Here is a 17,288-nt window from a genome sequence, read left to right as displayed (position 1 = left end):
GGGCGGCCGGGTGCTCCGGCCTGTCCCGTCCACCCTCCTGATCGTCCGGGGGACGCTCCCTGCGGCCCGGGCGGGCACCCTGGCGCTCGGTGCAGCGTCGTTGCGATCGACGGTACACCGGGGAGCCTCTCCGACAGCCGGGCCGCAGCCGGGTCCGGCCCGACAACCCCCTGGCGGGTGGCCCGTCGTCGGCAGTGGTGAGGTGCGGCTCCGCGCACGACCGCCGCACCGTGGACGGCCCGCCGGCGTCTCCCGCGCCGACGATCGGCTCAGCTCACGTCTGCGGGTCCTGGCTCACGACCGACGGTGAGCCAGGAACCTCGGTGATCAGCCCAGCTGGTCACCGGGGACCCGACGGACGGTCAGCTCGAGTAGACCTCGGGCCGCAGCGTCGCGATGTAGGGCAGGTCGCGGTAGCGCTCGGCGTAGTCCAGGCCGTAGCCGACCACGAACTCGTTCGGGATGTCGAAGCCGATGTAGCGCACCGGCACGTCGACCTTCACCGCGTCGGGCTTGCGCAGCAGGGCGCAGACCTCGAGCGAAGCCGGGCGCCGTCCGCCCAGGTTCTTCAGCAGCCAGGACAGGGTCAGCCCGGAGTCGATGATGTCCTCGATGACGAGCACGTGCCGGTCGCTGATGTCCCGGTCGAGGTCCTTGAGGATCCGCACGACGCCGGAGGAGCTGGTGGCCGAGCCGTAGGAGGAGACGGCCATGAACTCCATCTGGGTGGGCAGCCGCAGCGCCCGCGCGAAGTCGCTCATGAACAGCACCGCGCCCTTGAGCACGCCGACCAGCAGCACCTCGCGCCCGGCGTAGTCGCGCTCGACCTGCTCGGCCAGCTCGGCGATCTTGGCCTGGATCTGCTCCTCGCTGAGCAGCACGTGGTCGATGTCGGGGCCGTAGCCGTGGTCGTTGCCGAGCTCTGCGGGAGCGCTGGCGGGCTCGCTCACGGGCGGGACTCCTCGCGGGTGGGGGGTGCGTCCTCGGGACGGGGGCCCCGCGTCTCGGGGGGCGACACGACCAGCCTGCCAGACGTCCGGAGGGCGCCTGCACCGCCGGGTAGGTCCACCCGGCCCTGCCCGCGCCAGCCTGTGACGAGGGCCTCCACCGCGCGCAGGTGCACCGCCTGGACGTCCGGGACGCCGGCCGCGCGCAGCCACCCGCGGAGCACGCGCCGGCGCAGCGCCGCGGGCAGTGCGCCGAGCTCGCGGGCGGCTAGCTCGTCGGCGCCGGCGAGGCGGGCAAGCTCGGCCGCGGCGAGCTCGTCGAGGGCGTCGAGGTCCTCGCGGAGCAGGTCGGCGGTACGCGCCAGGGCGGGCGCGACCCCGCCGCCGAGCACGTCCTCCAGCAGCGGCAGCACCTCCCCGCGCAGCCGCGCGCGGGTGTAGGCGGGGTCGGCGTTCCAGGGGTCGTCCCACACCGGCAGCCCCTGGTCGGCGCACGCCTCCCGGGTGGTGGCCCGGCGGACGCCGAGCAGCGGGCGCCACCAGGTGGTCCCGTCCGCCGTCCGCTCGGGGACCATGCCGGCGACCGATCGCGGCCCCGAGCCGCGGCCCAGCCCCAGCAGCACCGTCTCGGCCTGGTCGTCGAGGGTGTGCCCGAGCGCGACGCGGGCGCCCAGCTGGGCGGCCGCCGCGGCGAGCGCCTCGTACCGCGCCGTCCGGGCCGCGCCCTCCGGGCCACCGCCCGCGGCGACCGCCACGCGGCGGACGAGGACCGGGTCGAGGCCGAGCCCGCGCAGGAGCTGCGCCGTCCGCTCGGCCCGCTCGGCGGAGCCGGGCTGCAGCCCGTGGTCGACGGTGATCCCCCCGGCCCGGACGCCGGCGTGCCGCGCCTCGAAGGCCAGCGCGGCGGCCAGGGCCACGGAGTCCGCTCCCCCGCTGCACGCGGCCAGTACCGGCCGGTCGCTCGCCCGCAGCCCGGGCCGCACCGCGGTCCGCAGGACCGCGACGGCCCGCGGCGGACCCGCCACCGAGGTCAGGCGGGGATGGCGGGGCGGCCGTGCACCCGCTCGACCCAGCGCGCGGGGTCGGTGAGCTCCTCGATCCGCGGCAGGTTCTCCGGCCCCTCCCACACCCGGTTGAAGCCCTCCATGCCGACGAGGTCGACGACGCCGCCGACGAACACCCGACCCTCGGCGTACTGCTTCATCTTCTGCTCGAGACCCAGCAGGCGGCGCAGCACGCGGTCGATCGGGCCGCGGCCCTTGCGGCGCTGGGCGAACCGCTTGCGCAGCGTCCGCACCGACGGGACGACGTCCGGCCCGACGCCGTCCATCACGTACTCGGCGTGCCCCTCGACCAGGCTCATCACGGCGGTGACCCGGTCGAGGACGGCGCGCTGCGCCGGGTCCTGCACGAGCGCCATCAGCCCGGCGTCGTCCCCGCCGTCGGCGCCGCGGGCGGCGTCGAGGACGCTGCGCAGGACGTCGCCCAGCCGGTCGCGGAGCACGTCGGGGTCCAGGTCGGTGGCCTCGACGAACTCGGCCATCTGCGCCTCGAGGTGGTCCTTGAGCCACGGCACGGCGCTGAACTGCAGCTGGTGGGTGACCTCGTGCAGGCAGACCCAGAGCCGGAAGTCGCTGGGGTCCACGCCCAGGCGGCGCTCGGCGTCGACGATGTTCGGCGCGACCAGCAGCAGCCGGCCGCCGGTGCCGAAGACCTCGTACTGGCCGAGGACGCGGGAGGACAGGAAGGCGAGCACGCCGCCGGCCTGCACGCCGGTCGCCCGGGAGCCGATGGCGGTGGCCAGCGGGCCGGGCCGGGAGTCCTGCCGGGCGGCGAGGGCGTCGACCAGCGGGTCGAGCAGCGCGGACATCCCCTGCGTGTTGGCGTCCACCCAGCCGGGCCGGTCGACGACGGCGACCTCGGGCACCGGGCCACCCGGCACGGGGCTGAGCCCGGTGAGGCCTTCGACGTGCGCGACGGCGGTGGCGGCGGCCTCGTGCAGCTCGCGGACGACGGCGGCGGCCTCCTCGCGCGTCGTCTGCGGGCCGGGGCCGACCAGACGGCGGGCGGTGCGTCCGGCGAGGTCCCAGTCCACCATCCTTGCGGAGCTGCTCATCGGCTCACGGTAGGCCCTCCTGCAGGGGCCCGCCGCCGGCCGCGTCCCGGCCGGCCTCCTGCAGGGACCCGCCGCGAGCTCGCGAGTGGCGGGGAGCCGGGGGTCCTTCTCCGGAGGGCGGGGAGGACGGGGTCCCTCCACGGTGGGGGCCAGGAGGGTCCTCTCTCACCTGCAGCCGCAGGCGGCCAGCGCGGAGGCGACGGCGTCGAGCGCGTCCTCGGCGGCCTCGCCGTTGGCGGGGGCGCCGTCGGCGACCACGCCGAAGACCAGCAGCCGCCCCTCGGCGGTGACCACGGTGCCGGCCAGGCCGTGCACGCCCAGCAGCGTGCCGGTCTTGGCGCGGACCGAGCCCGGTGCGGTCGCCGGGTCCGCGTCGCCGCGGTCGAACAGGGTGCCGTCGTAGCCGGCCACGGGCAGGCCGGACAGGACGGCCGAGGTGCCGGGCAGCGTGCCGTCGGCGGCGCCGGTGAACAGCTCGGTGAGCAGCTCGACCGGCACGCGGTCGGTCGTGGACAGGCCGCTGCCGTCGGACAGCGAGACGCCGGTGACGTCGAGGCCCGCGTCGGTGAGCGCGCCGGTGACCGCCTCGGCGGCCCCCTCGAAGGTGGCCGGCAGGTCGCGGGCGAGGGCGACGTGGCGGGCCAGCGACTCGGTCAGCAGGTTGTCCGACTGGGACAGCGCCTGCTCGACCAGCCGGGCGACCGGCGCGGACCGCACGGACCCGAGGGTCTGCGCGCCCTGCGGCGCGTTCCCCAGGACGACGGTCGCGTCGGGGACGCCGAGGGCGACGGCCAGCGCGGTGCCGGCGTCGGTCCCGGGGGCGCCGCTGCGGGGCAGGTCGCCGGAGCGCACTCGGGCGCCGTCGACGGCGGTCGCGGTGACCGGGGCGGCGTAGGTGGACGGCGCGTCGCCGGGCCCCCAGCCGGAGGCCGTGAGCGGCCCCTGGAACAGCGAGTTGTCGATGACGACGCGGGTGACCCGCGTGCCCGCCGGCAGGCTGCCGCGCACCTGGGCGGCGAGGTCGGCGACGGTGGGCGCGCCGGGGTAGGTCAGCGAGGGGACGGTCCGCGACAGCGTCGGGTCGCCGCCACCGACGAGCACCACCTCGCCGGGCGCGGAGCCCGCGACGACGGTGGTCTCCAGGGTGGTGTCGGGGCCGAGGGTGGTCAGCGCGGCGACGGCGGTGAGCAGCTTGGCGGTGGAGGCCGGCGTCGAGGGGACGTCGGAGTCCTGGTCGAGCAGCACCTCGCCGGCCGCGACGTCGACGACCCGCGCCTCGACACCCGGCCCGAGGGCCGGGGAGGCCAGCAGCGGCGCCAGCTCGTCGGCGAGCACCGCGGCGTCCGGGGCGGGCGCCTCGGACGCCAGCGCCGCGAGCACCGGCGCAGCCGGCTCCACGTCGGGCAGGCGCGCCTCGGCCGCGGCGACCTCCGCAGCGGCGTCGTCCCCCCGCGGGGCGACGCCGAACCAGACGCCGGCACCCACCACGAGCAGCAGCGCGAGGAGCCCGAGGACGAGGCGGCGGCGGAACCGGGAGTACTTCGGCGTGACGGTCGTCGACCCGCTCGACGCGATGGTGCCCACCCCCTGGAACGACCTCCGGCGGTCCTCCGGGATCCGATCCGCCACACTACGTCCCGTGCAGTTCGACGTGACGGTAGAAATCCCGAAGGGCCAGCGGAACAAGTACGAGCTGGACCACGCCACCGGACGCATCCGCTTGGACCGGATGCTGTTCACCTCCACCCGCTATCCGGCGGACTACGGGTACATCGAGAACACCCTCGGGCAGGACGGCGACCCGCTCGACGCCCTGGTGATCCTCGACGAGCCGACGTTCCCCGGGTGCCTCATCACCTGCCGCGCCATCGGCATGTTCCGGATGACCGACGAGGCCGGAGGGGACGACAAGGTCCTCTGCGTGCCGGCGACGGACCCGCGCATGGCGCACCTGACCGACATCCTCGACGTGTCGGAGTTCGACCGCCTGGAGATCCAGCACTTCTTCGAGACCTACAAGGACCTCGAGCCGGGCAAGTCGGTCGAGGGCGCCGAGTGGGTCGGCCACGCCGACGCGGAAGCGGAGATCCACGCCTCGCTCCGACGGGCCGAGGAAGCCGAACCCCACCACTGACCCCCTGTCCCCTGGCCCCTCACCGAGCGGCCGCCGAGCGCACGACGGACGCCGACGGCGGCGCACCCCCACCGGGTGCGCCGCCGTCGGCGTGAATGGGGACCGCAGGGACGACAGCGGCCCCGTCCGGGAGGACGGGGCCGCTGGGGTGGAGCCGCCTGTCGGAATCGAACCGACGACCTTCTCATTACGAGTGAGATGCTCTACCGACTGAGCTAAGGCGGCGGACGTGCGCGGCCAGCTTACGTGACCGCTGCGCTCTCCCGGCGCAGGCCCCGGCGGGTCAGCCGGGCAGGCGCAGCGCCACGGTGAGCGCCTCGACGGCGACCTGCGGCTTCACGTTCTGCTCCAGCGCCCGCCGGCAGTCCAGGACGGCGTCGATGCGCCGCAGCGCCCCCTCCGGACCGATCCGCCGCGCCAGCTCCTCGGCGTCCGCACGCCGGTCCGGGTGGGCGAGGGTCACCCCCTCCGTCCCGCTCGTGGCGACCACCAAGGCGTCGCGGTACAGGGCGGCGAGGTCGACCAGGGCCCGGTCCAGCGAGTCGCGGCCCAGCCGGGTGGCCCGCGACTTCTGCCGCTTCTCCAGCTCCTTGAGCTGCCCGGCCCCGCGGCTGGCCGCGGCCACGCCGGGACCCCGGGCGCCCACGCCGAGGCTCTGCTTGACCGCCTCGGTCTCCGCGCCGTCGAGCTCCGTCGACGCCCGGTCGGACTCCTCCTTGGCCGCGCCGACCAGGTCGTCGGCGGCGTTCAGGCAGGCGGCCAGGGAGACCAGCGACAGCGGGACGTCGAGGACGGCCTTGCGGGCGAGCCGGGCGGTCTCGTCGCGGGCCAGGTGCCGGGCGCGCCCGACGTGCCCGCCGGCGGCCGCGGCCGACCAGGCGGCCAGCGCCGGGTCGACGCCGTCCCGGCGGACCAGCACGTCGGCGACCGCGTCGACGGGCGGGGTGCGCAGGCCGACGACGCGGCACCGGGAGCGGATGGTCACCGGCACGTCGTCGGGGTGCAGGCTCGGTGCGCAGAGCAGGAAGACCGTCCGCGCCGGCGGCTCCTCCAGCATCTTCAGCACGGTGTTGGACGCCTGCTCGGTCATCCGGTCGGCATCCTCCACCAGGACCACCTGCCAGCGCCCCTGGGAGGGTGCCCGCCCGGCGATGCGGACCAGCTCGCGTACCTCGGCCACGCCGATGGACAGCCCCTCCGGGACGACGGTCTGCACGTCGGCGTGGGTGCCGGCGAGCACCGTCCGGCAGGCGTGGCAGGTGCCGTCGCCGCCGTCCGGGCACTGCAGGGCGGCGGCGAAGGCGCGCGCGGCTACCGACCGGCCCGAGCCGGGCGGGCCGGTGAACAGCCAGGCGTGGGTCATCGCGGTCGGGTCGGCCACCGCGGCCTGCAGCTCGGCGACGACCGCGGACTGGCCGATGACCTGCTCCCACACCCCGCTCATGCCCGCTCCCCCAGCAGCGCGCCCACCCGGGCGCGGACGTCGGCGGCGAGCTCGTCGACACCACGGGTGGCGTCGAGGACGAGGTAGCGCCCGGGCTCGGCCGCGGCGAGCGTGCGGAAGGTGTCGCGGACCCGCTGGTGGAACTCCAGCGACTCCGACTCCAACCGGTCGGCGGCCGCGCGGCCCCGGGCGCGGGCCAGCCCGGTCTCCGGCGGCAGGTCCAGCAGCACGGTGAGGTCGGGGCGCAACCCGAGGGTGGCCCAGCGGGAGATCGCCGCGACGTCGTCCAGGCCGATGGTGCGCCCGGCGCCCTGGTAGGCCAGCGAGCTGTCGACGTAGCGGTCGGTCACCACGACCTCGCCCGCCTCCAGCGCGGGGCGCAGGACCGCGTGCGCGTGCTGGGCGCGGTCGGCGGCGTAGAGCAGCGCCTCGGCGCGCGGGGACAGCCCGGTGTGCGCGCGGTCGAGCACGATCGCCCGGACGGCGGCGCCCGCGGGGGTGCCGCCGGGCTCGAAGGTGGCCCGTGCCGGACGCCCCTGCGCGGTCAGCCACTCGCACAGCAGCCGCACCTGGGTGGACTTGCCCGCGCCCTCGCCGCCCTCGAACGCGATGAACAGGCCACGGGGCCGGCCGGCGGACTCGACGGACAGGACGGGCGGACCGTCGTCGGACACGGGGATCGCGGGCTCCCAGTCGGTGCGGTGGAGGAGGGTGCAGCGGGCGCAACGGTACCGGGGTGGGCCGACTGTCCCGGGCGTCCACGGGTCCTAGGGTCGGGACGTGACGAGCACCGCTGCCTGGGACCCGGCCGGCTACCTGCGTTTCGGCGACGAGCGGGCACGCCCCTTCGTCGACCTGCTCGCGCGCGTCGGCGCGCAGGAGCCGCGGGCCGTGGTGGACCTGGGCTGCGGGGAGGGCGCGCTGACGGCGTCGCTGGCGCAGCGGTGGCCGTGCGCGCGGGTGACCGGCGTCGACTCCTCCCCGGAGATGCTGGCCGCGGCCGCCGCGCACGCCGTCCCCGGCCGCGTGGCCTTCGAGGTCGGCGACGTCCGGGAGTGGCGGCCCGACGCGCCGGTCGACGTGCTGTTCAGCAACGCCGTCCTGCACTGGGTGCCCGGGCACGCCGACCTGCTGCACCGGTGGGCCGGGGCGCTGGCACCGGGTGGCTGGCTGGCGGTGCAGGTCCCCGGCAACTGGCGGGCGCCGACCCACGCGCTGCTGGCCGGGCTGTGCCGCTCGCCGCGCTGGGCCGGCCTCGTGGGCGACGCGGCGCCGGCGGAGGACGCGGTGCTCGACCCGGCCGGGTACCTGGAGGTCCTCACCGCCGCGGGCCTGACCGTCGACGCCTGGGAGACGACCTACTCGCACGTCCTGCGGGGGGACGACCCGGTGCTCGGCTGGGTGCGCTCGACCGTGCTGCGCCCGGTGCTCGCCCGGCTCGGCGAGGACGACGCCGCGGAGCTGACCGAGGAGTACGCCGCGGCGCTGCGCGCGGCCTACCCGCGCCGTCCGGACGGGACGACGCTGCTGCCCTTCCGGCGGGTGTTCGCCGTCGGGCACGCGGCCTGAGCGATCAGCCCACCGAGTTGGGCAGGCAGGCGCGGACCCCGTCGGTGCTGCCCCGCTCGAAAGCGTCGACCCGCTCCTGGGCGCTGCCGTGGGTCTCGGTCTGCGGCTGGCCGGCCGCGTCGACGTAGACCGTCCCCCAGGCGTTGTCGCTGGCCACCGCGGTCAGGGACGCGGTGAGCTCCTCCGCGTCGCCGGGTTCCAGCCTCAGCAGCCCGGCGTCGACGGCGCCCTGCAGTGCGGCTCCCGCCAGGCAGTCGGCCTGCAGCTCGTAGGCCTCGGACACCAGTGCCGGGTCGATGTGCGAGACGACGGAGTGGGCCCACTCGTGGGCGACGACAAGGTAGACGAAGGCGTCGCCCAGCTCCTGCGACCGCAGCATCAGGTCGACCTCGAAGGCGAGGAAGTCCCCGATCGGACAGTGGAAGGCGTTGCCCTCCGGGAGCAGCAGGTCGCCGCAGTACACCTGCTCCTGGGGCGCGTCGAAGAGCCCGGGTGCACGCGCGGCCGGAGCCAGCCCGGGCGCGGTGTACGAGCCGGGGAAGTACTCGCTCCAGGAGCTGCGCCACCAGGTGTCGACGGCGCGCAGCGCGGTGGCGTAGTCGGCATCGAGGTCGTCGGTGGCGGCGCCGTCCGGACCGGTCACCAGGACCGGCGGCGATGCGGAGCCGGTCGGCCCGGGGGTGGCCGCCGCCGCGGGGGTGCCGGCGCCGAAGAGCACGGCGGCCACGAGTGCGATCAGCAGTCGGCCTGCGCGCGTCGCCATGGCCAGCTCCCTCCGTCGGGGACGCGCAGGCTAGGACGGCGGCCCCGAGGGCGCGCAAGGTGCGGCTCGACGGGGCCGGGCGGTTGCTGCCGGGCTGGGGTGCGTTGGTGACCGGCGGTGGCCGCGCCGGGCCGGTGGGTCGCCGACGGCGGGCGGGCGCGGGCCGCCGTCAGGCGGGCGTCAGCCGGTGGGCGTCGGTCCGGTACGGCAGGTCGACGACGTCGCGGCCGCGGGTGTCGGGGTGGGCGTCGAGCACCGCGCGCACCTCGCCCAGGAACGCCTCCCGCCGTGCGTCGTCCATCGTGGCGACGTAGCTGCGCGTGGCGATGCCGGCGACGACCTGCTCGGGGGACAGCCGTTGCACGATGCCGGAGCGGTGGTGCTCCACCCGGGCGCCCAGCGCGCGGGCGAAGGCGTCGACGACGCCCCGGTCGGCCTCGTGGCCACGCGCCTCGTCGGCCAGCACCCGGCCCGGCGCGGCCACCCAGGGGACCTCCTCGTCACGGGTGTTCCACACCAGGCCGACCACGCCGCCGGGGCGCAGCACCCGCCGCAGCTGCGCCGCCGCGGGCTCCGGGTCGAACCAGTGCGCGGCCTGGCCCGCGACCACGGCGTCGACGCTGCCGTCGGGCAGCGGGACGGCCTCCGCGTCGCCGACGTGCGCGGTCACCTGCGGGTACCGGGCGCGCAGCTCGGCCAGCATCTCGCCGGCCGGGTCGACGGCGACGACCTCGTGCCCGGCCGTCAGCAGGACGCCGGTCAGCAGGCCGGTGCCGGCGCCCAGGTCGAGCACGCGCCGCGGGGACGTGCCGACCAGGAAGGCCACGGCGTCGGCCGGGTAGTCCGGCCGGTGTGCCGCGTAGCCGGCCGCGACGGAGCCGAACGACGTCCGCCGCTGCCGCCACGTGTCCGGATCTGGTTCGCCGGCCGGCACGGGGACGTCAGCCGGCGGGGACGGCGTCGCTGCCCGCCGTCGCCTTCTTCGTGGCCTTCTTGGCCGTCGTCTTCCCCGTCGTGGTCGCCTTCTTGGCCGTCGTCTTCTTGGCGGTGGCCTTCTTCTTGGTGGCCTTCTTCGTGCTCGGGTTGTTGCGCCGGTCGGCCAGCAGCTCGGCGGCGCGCTCGAGGGTGATGCTCTCGACGTCGTCGCCCTTGCGCAGGCTGGCGTTGGTCTCGCCGTCGGTCACGTACGGGCCGAACCGACCCTCGCGGACGGTGACCGTGCCCTGGGTGACCGGGTCGGCGCCCAGCTCCTTGAGCGGCGCGGCGGCGGCCCGGCGGCCCCGCTGCTTGGGCTGGGCGAACACAGCCAGCGCCTCGTCGAGGGTGACGGTGAAAAGCCGGTCCTCGGACTCCAGCGAGCGGGAGTCGGTGCCCTTCTTCAGGTAGGGCCCGTAGCGGCCGTTGAGCGCCTGGATCTCCTCGCCGTCCGGCGCGGCGCCCACGGTGCGCGGTAGCGTGAGCAGCTTCAGCGCGTCGTCGAGGGTCACCGACTCCGGCGACATGGACGAGAAGAGGCTGGCCGTGCGCGGGGCCTCCTTGCTGCCCTCGGGCACCACGGTGGTGACGTAGGGGCCGTACCGGCCGGCCTTGACCACGACGGGCAGCCCGGACACCGGGTCGGTCCCGAGCGTGCGGTCGCCGGACGGTGCGGCGAGCAGCTCCTCGACCTTCTCCTGGGTCAGCTCGTCGGGGGCGAGGTCCTCGGGGAGGCTGACGCGGGGGCCGTCCTCGCCGCCGACCTGCAGGTAGGGCCCGTAGCGCCCGACCCGGACGACGACCCGCTCGCCGTTCGGCCCGGTGGCCTGCAGCGGGATGGAGTTGACCCCGCGGGCGTCGATCTCCTCCAGCCGCTGGCCGATCACCGACTTGAGTCCGCCGGAGGCCGCGATGCCGCCGGCGTGCCGGCCCTCGCCGCCGAAGTAGAACTCGGTGAGCCAGTCGACCCGGCCCAGGTCGCCGGCCGCGATCTCGTCGAGCTCCTGCTCCAGCGAGGCGGTGAAGTCGTAGTCGACGAGCTGGGCGAAGTGCTGCTCCAGCAGGTTGATCACGGCGAAGGCCACGAAGGTGGGTACCAGCGCCGAGCCCTTCTTCCAGACGTACCCGCGGTCCTGGATCGTCTGCATGATCGAGGCGTAGGTGGACGGCCGGCCGATACCCAGCTCCTCCAGCCGCGCGACGAGGCTCGGCTCGGTGTAGCGGGACGGCGGGGTCGTCGAGTGGCCCTTGGCCTCCAGTTCCCGGGTGTCGAGCTGCTGGCCGCGCTCGACCCGGGGCAGCCGGCGCTCGGCGTCGTCGCTGCCGTGGTCGTCGTCGGCGGCGGCGCCCTCGTCGCGCGACTCGACGTAGGCGCGCAGGAAGCCGGGGAAGGTGATGGTGCGGCCGCTGGCGGTGAACTCGACCGCCTCGTCGGTGCTGCTGCGCCCGGCCAGCCGGATGCTGACGCTCTGCCCGACGGCGTCGGCCATCTGAGAGGCGATGGTGCGCTGCCAGATCAGCTCGTAGAGGCGGAACTCGTCGCGGGCGAGCTGACCGGCGAGCTGACCGGGGGTGCGGAAGCTGTCACCGGCGGGCCGGATCGCCTCGTGCGCCTCCTGGGCGCCCTTGGCCTTCTTGGCGTAGCGGCGCGCCTCGGCCGGGACGTAGGCGTCGCCGTAGAGCTGGCGGGCCTGGGTGCGGGCGGCGTTGACGGCCTCGTTCGACAGGTTCGTCGAGTCGGTCCGCATGTAGGTGATGTGGCCGTTCTCGTACAGCCGCTGCGCCACCCGCATGACCTGCGCCGAGGACCAGCCGAGCTTGCGGCCGGCCTCCATCTGCAGCGTCGAGGTGGTGAACGGCGCGTACGGGCGCCGCCGGTAGGGCTTCTCGTCCACCCGGCTGACGGTGACCTGCCGGCCCTCGAGCCGGGCCGCCAGACCGCGGGCGCCGGCCTCGTCCAGGTGCACGACCTCGCCGGTCGCCCGTCCGGTGGCGGGGTCGAAGTCACGGCCGGTCGCGACCCGGCTGTCGTCGACGCTGACCAGGCGGGCGCGCAGCGTGGTCGGCTCGCCCTCGTCCGCGCTGGTGCGCCGGCCGGTGACGGTGAAGGTGCCCTCCAGCGACCAGTAGTCGGCCGAGTGGAAGGCCATCCGTTCCCGCTCGCGCTCGACGACGATCCGGGTGGCCACCGACTGCACGCGCCCGGCCGAGAGCTTGGGCAGGACCTTCTTCCACAGCACGGGGCTGACCTCGTAGCCGTAGAGACGGTCGAGGATGCGGCGGGTCTCCTGCGCGTCGACCAGCGCGGTGTCCAGCTCCCGCGGGTTGGCCACGGCGCGGGCGATCGCCTCGGGGGTGATCTCGTGGAAGACCATGCGCCGCACCGGCACGCGCGGCTTGAGCGTGTCGACCAGGTGCCAGGCGATGGCCTCGCCCTCGCGGTCCTCGTCTGTCGCGAGGTAGACCTCGCTGGCGTCCTTCACCAGCTGCTTCAACCGGCTGACCTGCTGCTTGCGGTCGGGGCTGACCACGTACAGCGGCTCGAAGGCGTTGTCGACGTCGACGCCCAGCCGCGCCCAGGACGCGCCCTTGTGCTCGGCCGGCACGTCGGCGGCGTTGCGCGGCAGGTCGCGGATGTGCCCGACGCTGGCCTCGACGACGTAGCCGCTGCCCAGGTACCCCGCGATCTTGCCGGCCTTTGTGGGGGACTCCACGATGACCAGCGGCCGTCCACCGCCGGCGGCGGTCCGGCGGCGGGCAGGGGTGCTCGTGCCCCCGGCGGTCGCCGCGGCGGTCCGGGTGCCGGTGTGCGTGGTCTTCGTGGGTGCCACGGTGCTCCTGTCGGTGGTGCTCGGTGCAGGCGCCGGTTGGTCCGGCGCCGGACGACGCGGTCGCTCCCCGCGTGCCCTCGGCGACGCCACGGTAGGCCACGGGGCCGACCGGGAGCCCGGTGGCGACCCACCGTGGGCGTGCCGTCACCCGATCCAATGGCCGGGAGCGACTGCGTGTTCCCGGGCACAGCGGGTCATGCCGGCTCCCGGACCCCGCCCACGACCTCGCCGATCGGGGTCAGCGTCGAGCCGTCCTCGTCGTAGTAGCCGGTGTGCCAGTTGCGCCAGTCCGTCGGCAGCTCCTCGGCCCCGAAGGAGTCCTCCCACGTCCGGTACTGCCCGTGGAACTCGCCCCAGGTGATCGGGTCGACCGGCGCCGACGCCTCGTACACGCCGTCGACCTCGAGCTCGACGGCCCTGTTGTCCATCCCCGGACTGCCGAGCAGGACGACGTCGTCGGCAGCCAGCTGGCCAGATGCGTCCGCCGCTCGGTCGATCACCAGCGTGCCGTAACTGTGTCCGATGACGGTGGTGTGCGGACGTCCCCCCGAGGTGGCCGCGCGCGCCGACGCGAGCCCGCCCAGCGTCGCGTCCAGCGCCCGGCCGCCGGGCCAGGAGTAGTGCGGACTCGGCGCCTTGACCAGGTTCGACGGCGCCCGGTATCCCATCCACGCGATCGTCGCGACGGCCGCCGCCGGAGCAGCGGCCCTGGTGGCACCCGCGACGGCGGCCGCGTCGCCGACGAGGCCGTCCAGGTCCTCGATCGGGTCGATGCCCGTACCGGGCACGAGCAGCGCCACGTGGTCTGCGGTGTCCAGGTCCCCGACCGCCAAGGCGACCAGCCCCTCCTCCGGCTGGAACAGGTGGAGTTGCACCTCCTCGCCTGCCACCTCCCTCCTGGTGATCTCTGCGGCCACCGAGACGGCGACCGCGTGCCCGGGCAGTGACGGTTCGGTCAGTGTGCGTTCCACCAGCACCCGGTTCGCCTGGTTGCGAGCCCAGGCCGGCAGACCGTCCAGCCGGCCGATCCGGCTGGGGACCTCGGAGATGGCGGTCAACCGGTCTGCGGTCGACAGACCGGCCCACCACGCGGCCTGTTCGCCAGGTCCGCCGGGCGGAGGGAGGACCGCCGCCATGCCGGTCCCGGCGACGACAGTGCCGACCAGGTCCATGGAGGTGGCCGGGGCGCTGCCCCCTCCCATCCCGAGGCGGGCCAGTGCGGCCTCGGCCTCACCCGCCGCCCGGTCTCCCCGCACCGCGGCGGCCAGGGCCTCCTCGGCCAGCTCCTGCGCCTGCAGCGCGACGGCCGTCTGGTCGGCGCCGAGGCCGGGCTCGGCGCCGACCTGCACGGCCGGCAGCGAGACCAGCCGCCCGGCGCCGTCCAGGACGACGGGGACCGACGCGGCAGCGGCCAGGGCGCGCTCGGCGAGCTCCTGCGCGGTATCCGCTTCGGCCAGCAGGCGCTGCGCGTGCTCGAGTGACTCGTCCAGGGCCGCGGTGACCGCCGTGGCGACCGTCGAGACCTCCACGAGCGCGGCGCCGGCGGCCTGCGCGGCCGGCCCGTACCAGCAGGAGGCGTCCTCCAGCGAGCGGCCGACGGCCTCGACCCGGGCCCGCCAGGCCGGCAGACCACCGGCGACCGAGTCGAGGGTCCAGACCGCCCCGCGCAGCAGCGGGACGTCCCACCCGGCCACCTCGGCGAGGGTGGGGGCGCTCACCGGGCGGCCGTGCTGTGGCGCCGGGCGAGCACCCGGTCTGCCAGTGCTGCGTCGGCCGCCCGGTAGGAGTCGACGGCCGCGGACAGGGTCGCGGCGAGCGCCCCGGTCTGCTTGCCCAGCAGCTCCAGGGCGGTGCCCCAGCCCGAGCCCGCGGCGCCGGCGCTCTCCGCGGCTCCTCCGCTGACCGCCGTCCCCAGGGAGACCGCCGTGGACCGGCACAGCTGCGCCTCCCCGGCCAACTCGGCGGCGAGGCCGGCCAGCTCGGCGGCCAGGGTGTCGATGGCATCGAAGTGGGCGGCGATGGTTCCGGACACGTCAGGACCCCCCGGCGTCTGCCCGGACCCACGGCGGGACCGGTGCGGCGGGACGCTAGGGCCGCGGTGCGTCGTCCCCCAGGTGCCCGTCCACACCAGCGGTCGCCGTCCACAGACCGGTACCGGGCGCCCTATGCGCCCGGTACCAGCAGGAGAGTCCGGTACGTGCGGTCAGGGGACGCTGGTGGTCAGCGAGGTCGAGGTGTCGGAGGAGGAGTCGCCGACGACCACCGAGCGGCGCTTGGACACCACGACCGCGACCACGATCACCAGCACGGCACCGAGCGCGATGGCGACGCGCAGACCGGTACTGGCGTCCTCGCCGACCGACATCGTGACGACGGCGGGAGCGATGATGAGAGCCACGAGGTTCATCACCTTGATCAGCGGGTTGATCGCCGGGCCGGCGGTGTCCTTGAACGGGTCGCCCACGGTGTCGCCGATGACGGTGGCGGCGTGCGCCTCGCTGCCCTTGCCGCCGTACGCGCCGTCCTCGACCATCTTCTTCGCGTTGTCCCACGCGCCACCGGAGTTGGCGAGGAAGACCGCCATCAGCGTGCCGGCCGCGATCGCGCCCACGAGGTAGGCCGCCAGAGGGCCGATGCCCAGACCGAAGCCCACGGCGACCGGGGCCAGCACTGCCAACAGCCCCGGGGTGGCCAGCTCGCGCAACGAGTCCTTGGTGCAGATGTCGACGACACGGCTGTAGTCCGGCCGCTCGCTGTAGTCCATGATCCCCGGCCGCGTGCGGAACTGCTCACGGACCTCGAAGACCACCCGGCCCGCCGCCCGCGACACGGCGCTGATGGCCAGGCCCGAGAAGAAGAAGACCACCGCTGCGCCGAGCACCGCCCCGACGACGTTGTTCGGGTTCACCAGGCTGAAGGCGCCGCCGAGGGTCGCGCCGGCCTCGTCGAGCGCCACTCCGACCTGGGCGTTGTAGGACCCGAAGAGCGCTGTCGCGGCCAGCACCGCCGTCGCGATGGCGATGCCCTTGGTGATGGCCTTCGTCGTGTTGCCGACGGCGTCGAGGTCGGTGAGCACCCGGGCGCCGTCCTCGTCGATGTCGCCGGACATCTCGGCGATGCCCTGGGCGTTGTCGCTCACCGGACCGAAGGTGTCCATCGCGACGATGACGCCTGCGGTGGTGAGCAGGCCGCAGCCTGCGAGCGCGACGGCGTAGAGGGCGGCGCCGCCGCCGATCAGGAAGGCGCCGTAGACGGCGCCACCGATGAGCAGCGCCGCGTAGACGGCGGACTCGAGGCCGAGGGAGATCCCCGAGAGGATCACGGTGGCCGGGCCGGTCAGAGAGCTGCGGCCGATGTCCTTGACCGGCTTGCGGCTGGTCTCGGTGAAGTAGCCGGTGAGCTGCTGGATCGTCGCCGCCAGCACGACGCCGATGAGGACCGACACGAATCCGACCACCTGCGGGCTGACCGACAGGTCGGCCACGTCGGCGATGCTGGGCAGGTAGGTGAAGGACGCCGCAGCGACCAGTACGAGGGAGACCGCGGCCGAGGCGAAGAAGCCGCGGTTGATCGGGACCATCCCGCTGGCGTCGCTCTTGCCCGGCCTGGTGGCGAGCACACCGACGACCGAGGCGATCACGCCGATGGCCGCGACCAGCAGGGGGAACACCATGCCCACGTTGCCGAAGAAGACCTGGCCGAGGATGAGCGCGGCGACCAGGGTGACGGCGTAGGACTCGAACAGGTCGGCGGCCATGCCGGCGCAGTCGCCGACGTTGTCACCCACGTTGTCGGCGATCGTTGCCGCGTTGCGCGGGTCGTCCTCGGGGATGCCGGCCTCGACCTTGCCGACCAGGTCGGCGCCGACGTCGGCGGCCTTGGTGAAGATGCCGCCGCCGACACGCATGAACATCGCCAGCAGCGCGCCGCCGAAGCCGAAGCCCTCGAGGACGATGGGCGCGGTCTCGTCGAAGAGCAGCAGCGCCAGCGCCGAACCGAAGAGGCCCAGGCCGATGGTGATCATCCCGACGACACCGCCGGTCCGGTAGGCGATGCGGAAGGAGGGCTGATACCCGCCGCCGCGGGCCGCCGCGGCGACCCGGACGTTGCCGCGGGTCGCCAGGGTCATGCCGATGAAGCCGACCGCCGCCGAGAACAGGGCGCCGACGAGGAAGAACAGTGCCCGGCCGATGCGGGTCCCCCAGCCGCCGTCGGCCACCGGGAGCACCAGGAGGAGCAGGAAGACGATGATCGCGAAGACCCCGAGGGTCCTGAACTGTCGTCGCAGGTACGCCGCGGCACCCTCCTGCACCGCCTGCGCGATCTCACGCATCTTCGTGGTGCCCTGCTCGGCGGCCATGACCGCGCGGACCAGGTAGGCGGCGAAGGCGAGAGCGGCGAGCGAGATGGCGAGGACGATCGTCACGAGGACGACGTCACCGCCGGAGAGGGAACTGTCCGGCATGTGTTCCTCCGAGCACTGGAACCGCCGGGGCACGCCCGCTCCGG

At 75.1% G+C, this 17,288-nt stretch carries 14 protein-coding genes and 1 tRNA gene; 2 read left to right on the top strand and 13 right to left on the bottom strand.

What is annotated here, in order from left to right:
• Positions 1–362: 362 nt before the first annotated feature.
• The 4 genes from hpt to dacB all read right to left on the bottom strand — a co-directional run bounded on the left by hpt (position 363) and on the right by dacB (position 4,647).
• Positions 363–950 (bottom strand): hypoxanthine phosphoribosyltransferase, encoded by a 588-nt coding sequence (gene hpt / locus GOBS_RS03080; RefSeq protein ID WP_012946836.1) that lies wholly within the window; start codon positions 948–950, stop codon positions 363–365.
• The gene (tilS, locus tag GOBS_RS03075; protein WP_012946835.1) at positions 947–1,972 is read right to left on the bottom strand and encodes a tRNA lysidine(34) synthetase TilS; all 1,026 of its coding nucleotides are present in this window, start codon (positions 1,970–1,972) and stop codon (positions 947–949) included. Before tilS ends, hpt begins: the two co-directional genes overlap by 4 nt.
• A 5-nt stretch (positions 1,973–1,977) precedes the next feature.
• Positions 1,978–3,063, bottom strand: a complete 1,086-nt coding sequence (locus tag GOBS_RS03070; protein ID WP_081448788.1) for a zinc-dependent metalloprotease — start codon at positions 3,061–3,063, stop codon at positions 1,978–1,980.
• Between the two features lie 165 nt (positions 3,064–3,228).
• Positions 3,229–4,647 carry a D-alanyl-D-alanine carboxypeptidase/D-alanyl-D-alanine endopeptidase gene (dacB, locus tag GOBS_RS03065; protein WP_166487270.1) on the bottom strand — a complete coding sequence of 473 codons (1,419 nt, stop codon included), beginning with the start codon at positions 4,645–4,647 and terminating at the stop codon, positions 3,229–3,231.
• Positions 4,648–4,702: 55 nt separating this feature from the next.
• Between dacB and GOBS_RS03060 the strand changes: the two genes are divergently transcribed.
• The gene (locus GOBS_RS03060; RefSeq protein WP_012946832.1) at positions 4,703–5,197 is read left to right on the top strand and encodes an inorganic diphosphatase; all 495 of its coding nucleotides are present in this window, start codon (positions 4,703–4,705) and stop codon (positions 5,195–5,197) included.
• A 149-nt stretch (positions 5,198–5,346) separates the two neighbouring features.
• Here the strand turns inward: GOBS_RS03060 and GOBS_RS03055 are convergent.
• The 3 genes from GOBS_RS03055 to tmk form a co-directional block, all read right to left on the bottom strand.
• Positions 5,347–5,422, bottom strand: a tRNA-Thr gene (locus GOBS_RS03055).
• Positions 5,423–5,480: 58 nt separating this feature from the next.
• On the bottom strand, positions 5,481–6,641 hold the full coding sequence (locus tag GOBS_RS03050; protein ID WP_012946831.1) for a DNA polymerase III subunit delta': 1,161 nt from the start codon (positions 6,639–6,641) through the stop codon (positions 5,481–5,483).
• Positions 6,638–7,315, bottom strand: coding sequence for a dTMP kinase (gene tmk, locus GOBS_RS03045; RefSeq protein WP_012946830.1), 678 nt, complete (start codon positions 7,313–7,315; stop codon positions 6,638–6,640). Before tmk ends, GOBS_RS03050 begins: the two co-directional genes overlap by 4 nt.
• 106 nt (positions 7,316–7,421) lie before the next feature.
• Here tmk and GOBS_RS03040 point away from each other — a divergent pair, with 106 nt between their 5' ends.
• Positions 7,422–8,210, top strand: a complete 789-nt coding sequence (locus GOBS_RS03040; protein WP_012946829.1) for a trans-aconitate 2-methyltransferase — start codon at positions 7,422–7,424, stop codon at positions 8,208–8,210.
• Between the two features lie 4 nt (positions 8,211–8,214).
• Here GOBS_RS03040 and GOBS_RS03035 read toward each other — a convergent pair whose 3' ends face one another.
• The 6 genes from GOBS_RS03035 to GOBS_RS03010 form a co-directional block, all read right to left on the bottom strand.
• Positions 8,215–8,973, bottom strand: coding sequence for a neutral zinc metallopeptidase (locus GOBS_RS03035; RefSeq protein ID WP_012946828.1), 759 nt, complete (start codon positions 8,971–8,973; stop codon positions 8,215–8,217).
• A 169-nt stretch (positions 8,974–9,142) separates the two neighbouring features.
• The gene (locus tag GOBS_RS03030) at positions 9,143–9,907 is read right to left on the bottom strand and encodes a class I SAM-dependent methyltransferase (RefSeq protein ID WP_012946827.1); all 765 of its coding nucleotides are present in this window, start codon (positions 9,905–9,907) and stop codon (positions 9,143–9,145) included.
• 7 nt (positions 9,908–9,914) lie between these two features.
• On the bottom strand, positions 9,915–12,779 hold the full coding sequence (topA, locus tag GOBS_RS03025; RefSeq protein ID WP_012946826.1) for a type I DNA topoisomerase: 2,865 nt from the start codon (positions 12,777–12,779) through the stop codon (positions 9,915–9,917).
• 194 nt (positions 12,780–12,973) lie between these two features.
• On the bottom strand, positions 12,974–14,497 hold the full coding sequence (locus GOBS_RS03020; protein ID WP_012946825.1) for an alpha/beta hydrolase: 1,524 nt from the start codon (positions 14,495–14,497) through the stop codon (positions 12,974–12,976).
• A complete protein-coding gene (locus GOBS_RS03015) occupies positions 14,494–14,811 on the bottom strand; it encodes a hypothetical protein (protein WP_012946824.1) in 318 nt (105 codons plus the stop codon). Before GOBS_RS03015 ends, GOBS_RS03020 begins: the two co-directional genes overlap by 4 nt.
• A gap of 171 nt (positions 14,812–14,982) precedes the next feature.
• Positions 14,983–17,244 carry a sodium-translocating pyrophosphatase gene (locus GOBS_RS03010; RefSeq protein WP_012946823.1) on the bottom strand — a complete coding sequence of 754 codons (2,262 nt, stop codon included), beginning with the start codon at positions 17,242–17,244 and terminating at the stop codon, positions 14,983–14,985.
• Between the last annotated feature and the right edge of the window lie 44 nt (positions 17,245–17,288).

It is taken from the genome of Geodermatophilus obscurus DSM 43160 (assembly GCF_000025345.1).
Classification (GTDB): Bacteria; Actinomycetota; Actinomycetes; order Mycobacteriales; family Geodermatophilaceae; genus Geodermatophilus; species Geodermatophilus obscurus.
This window is presented reverse-complemented; position numbering and strand designations above follow the sequence as displayed.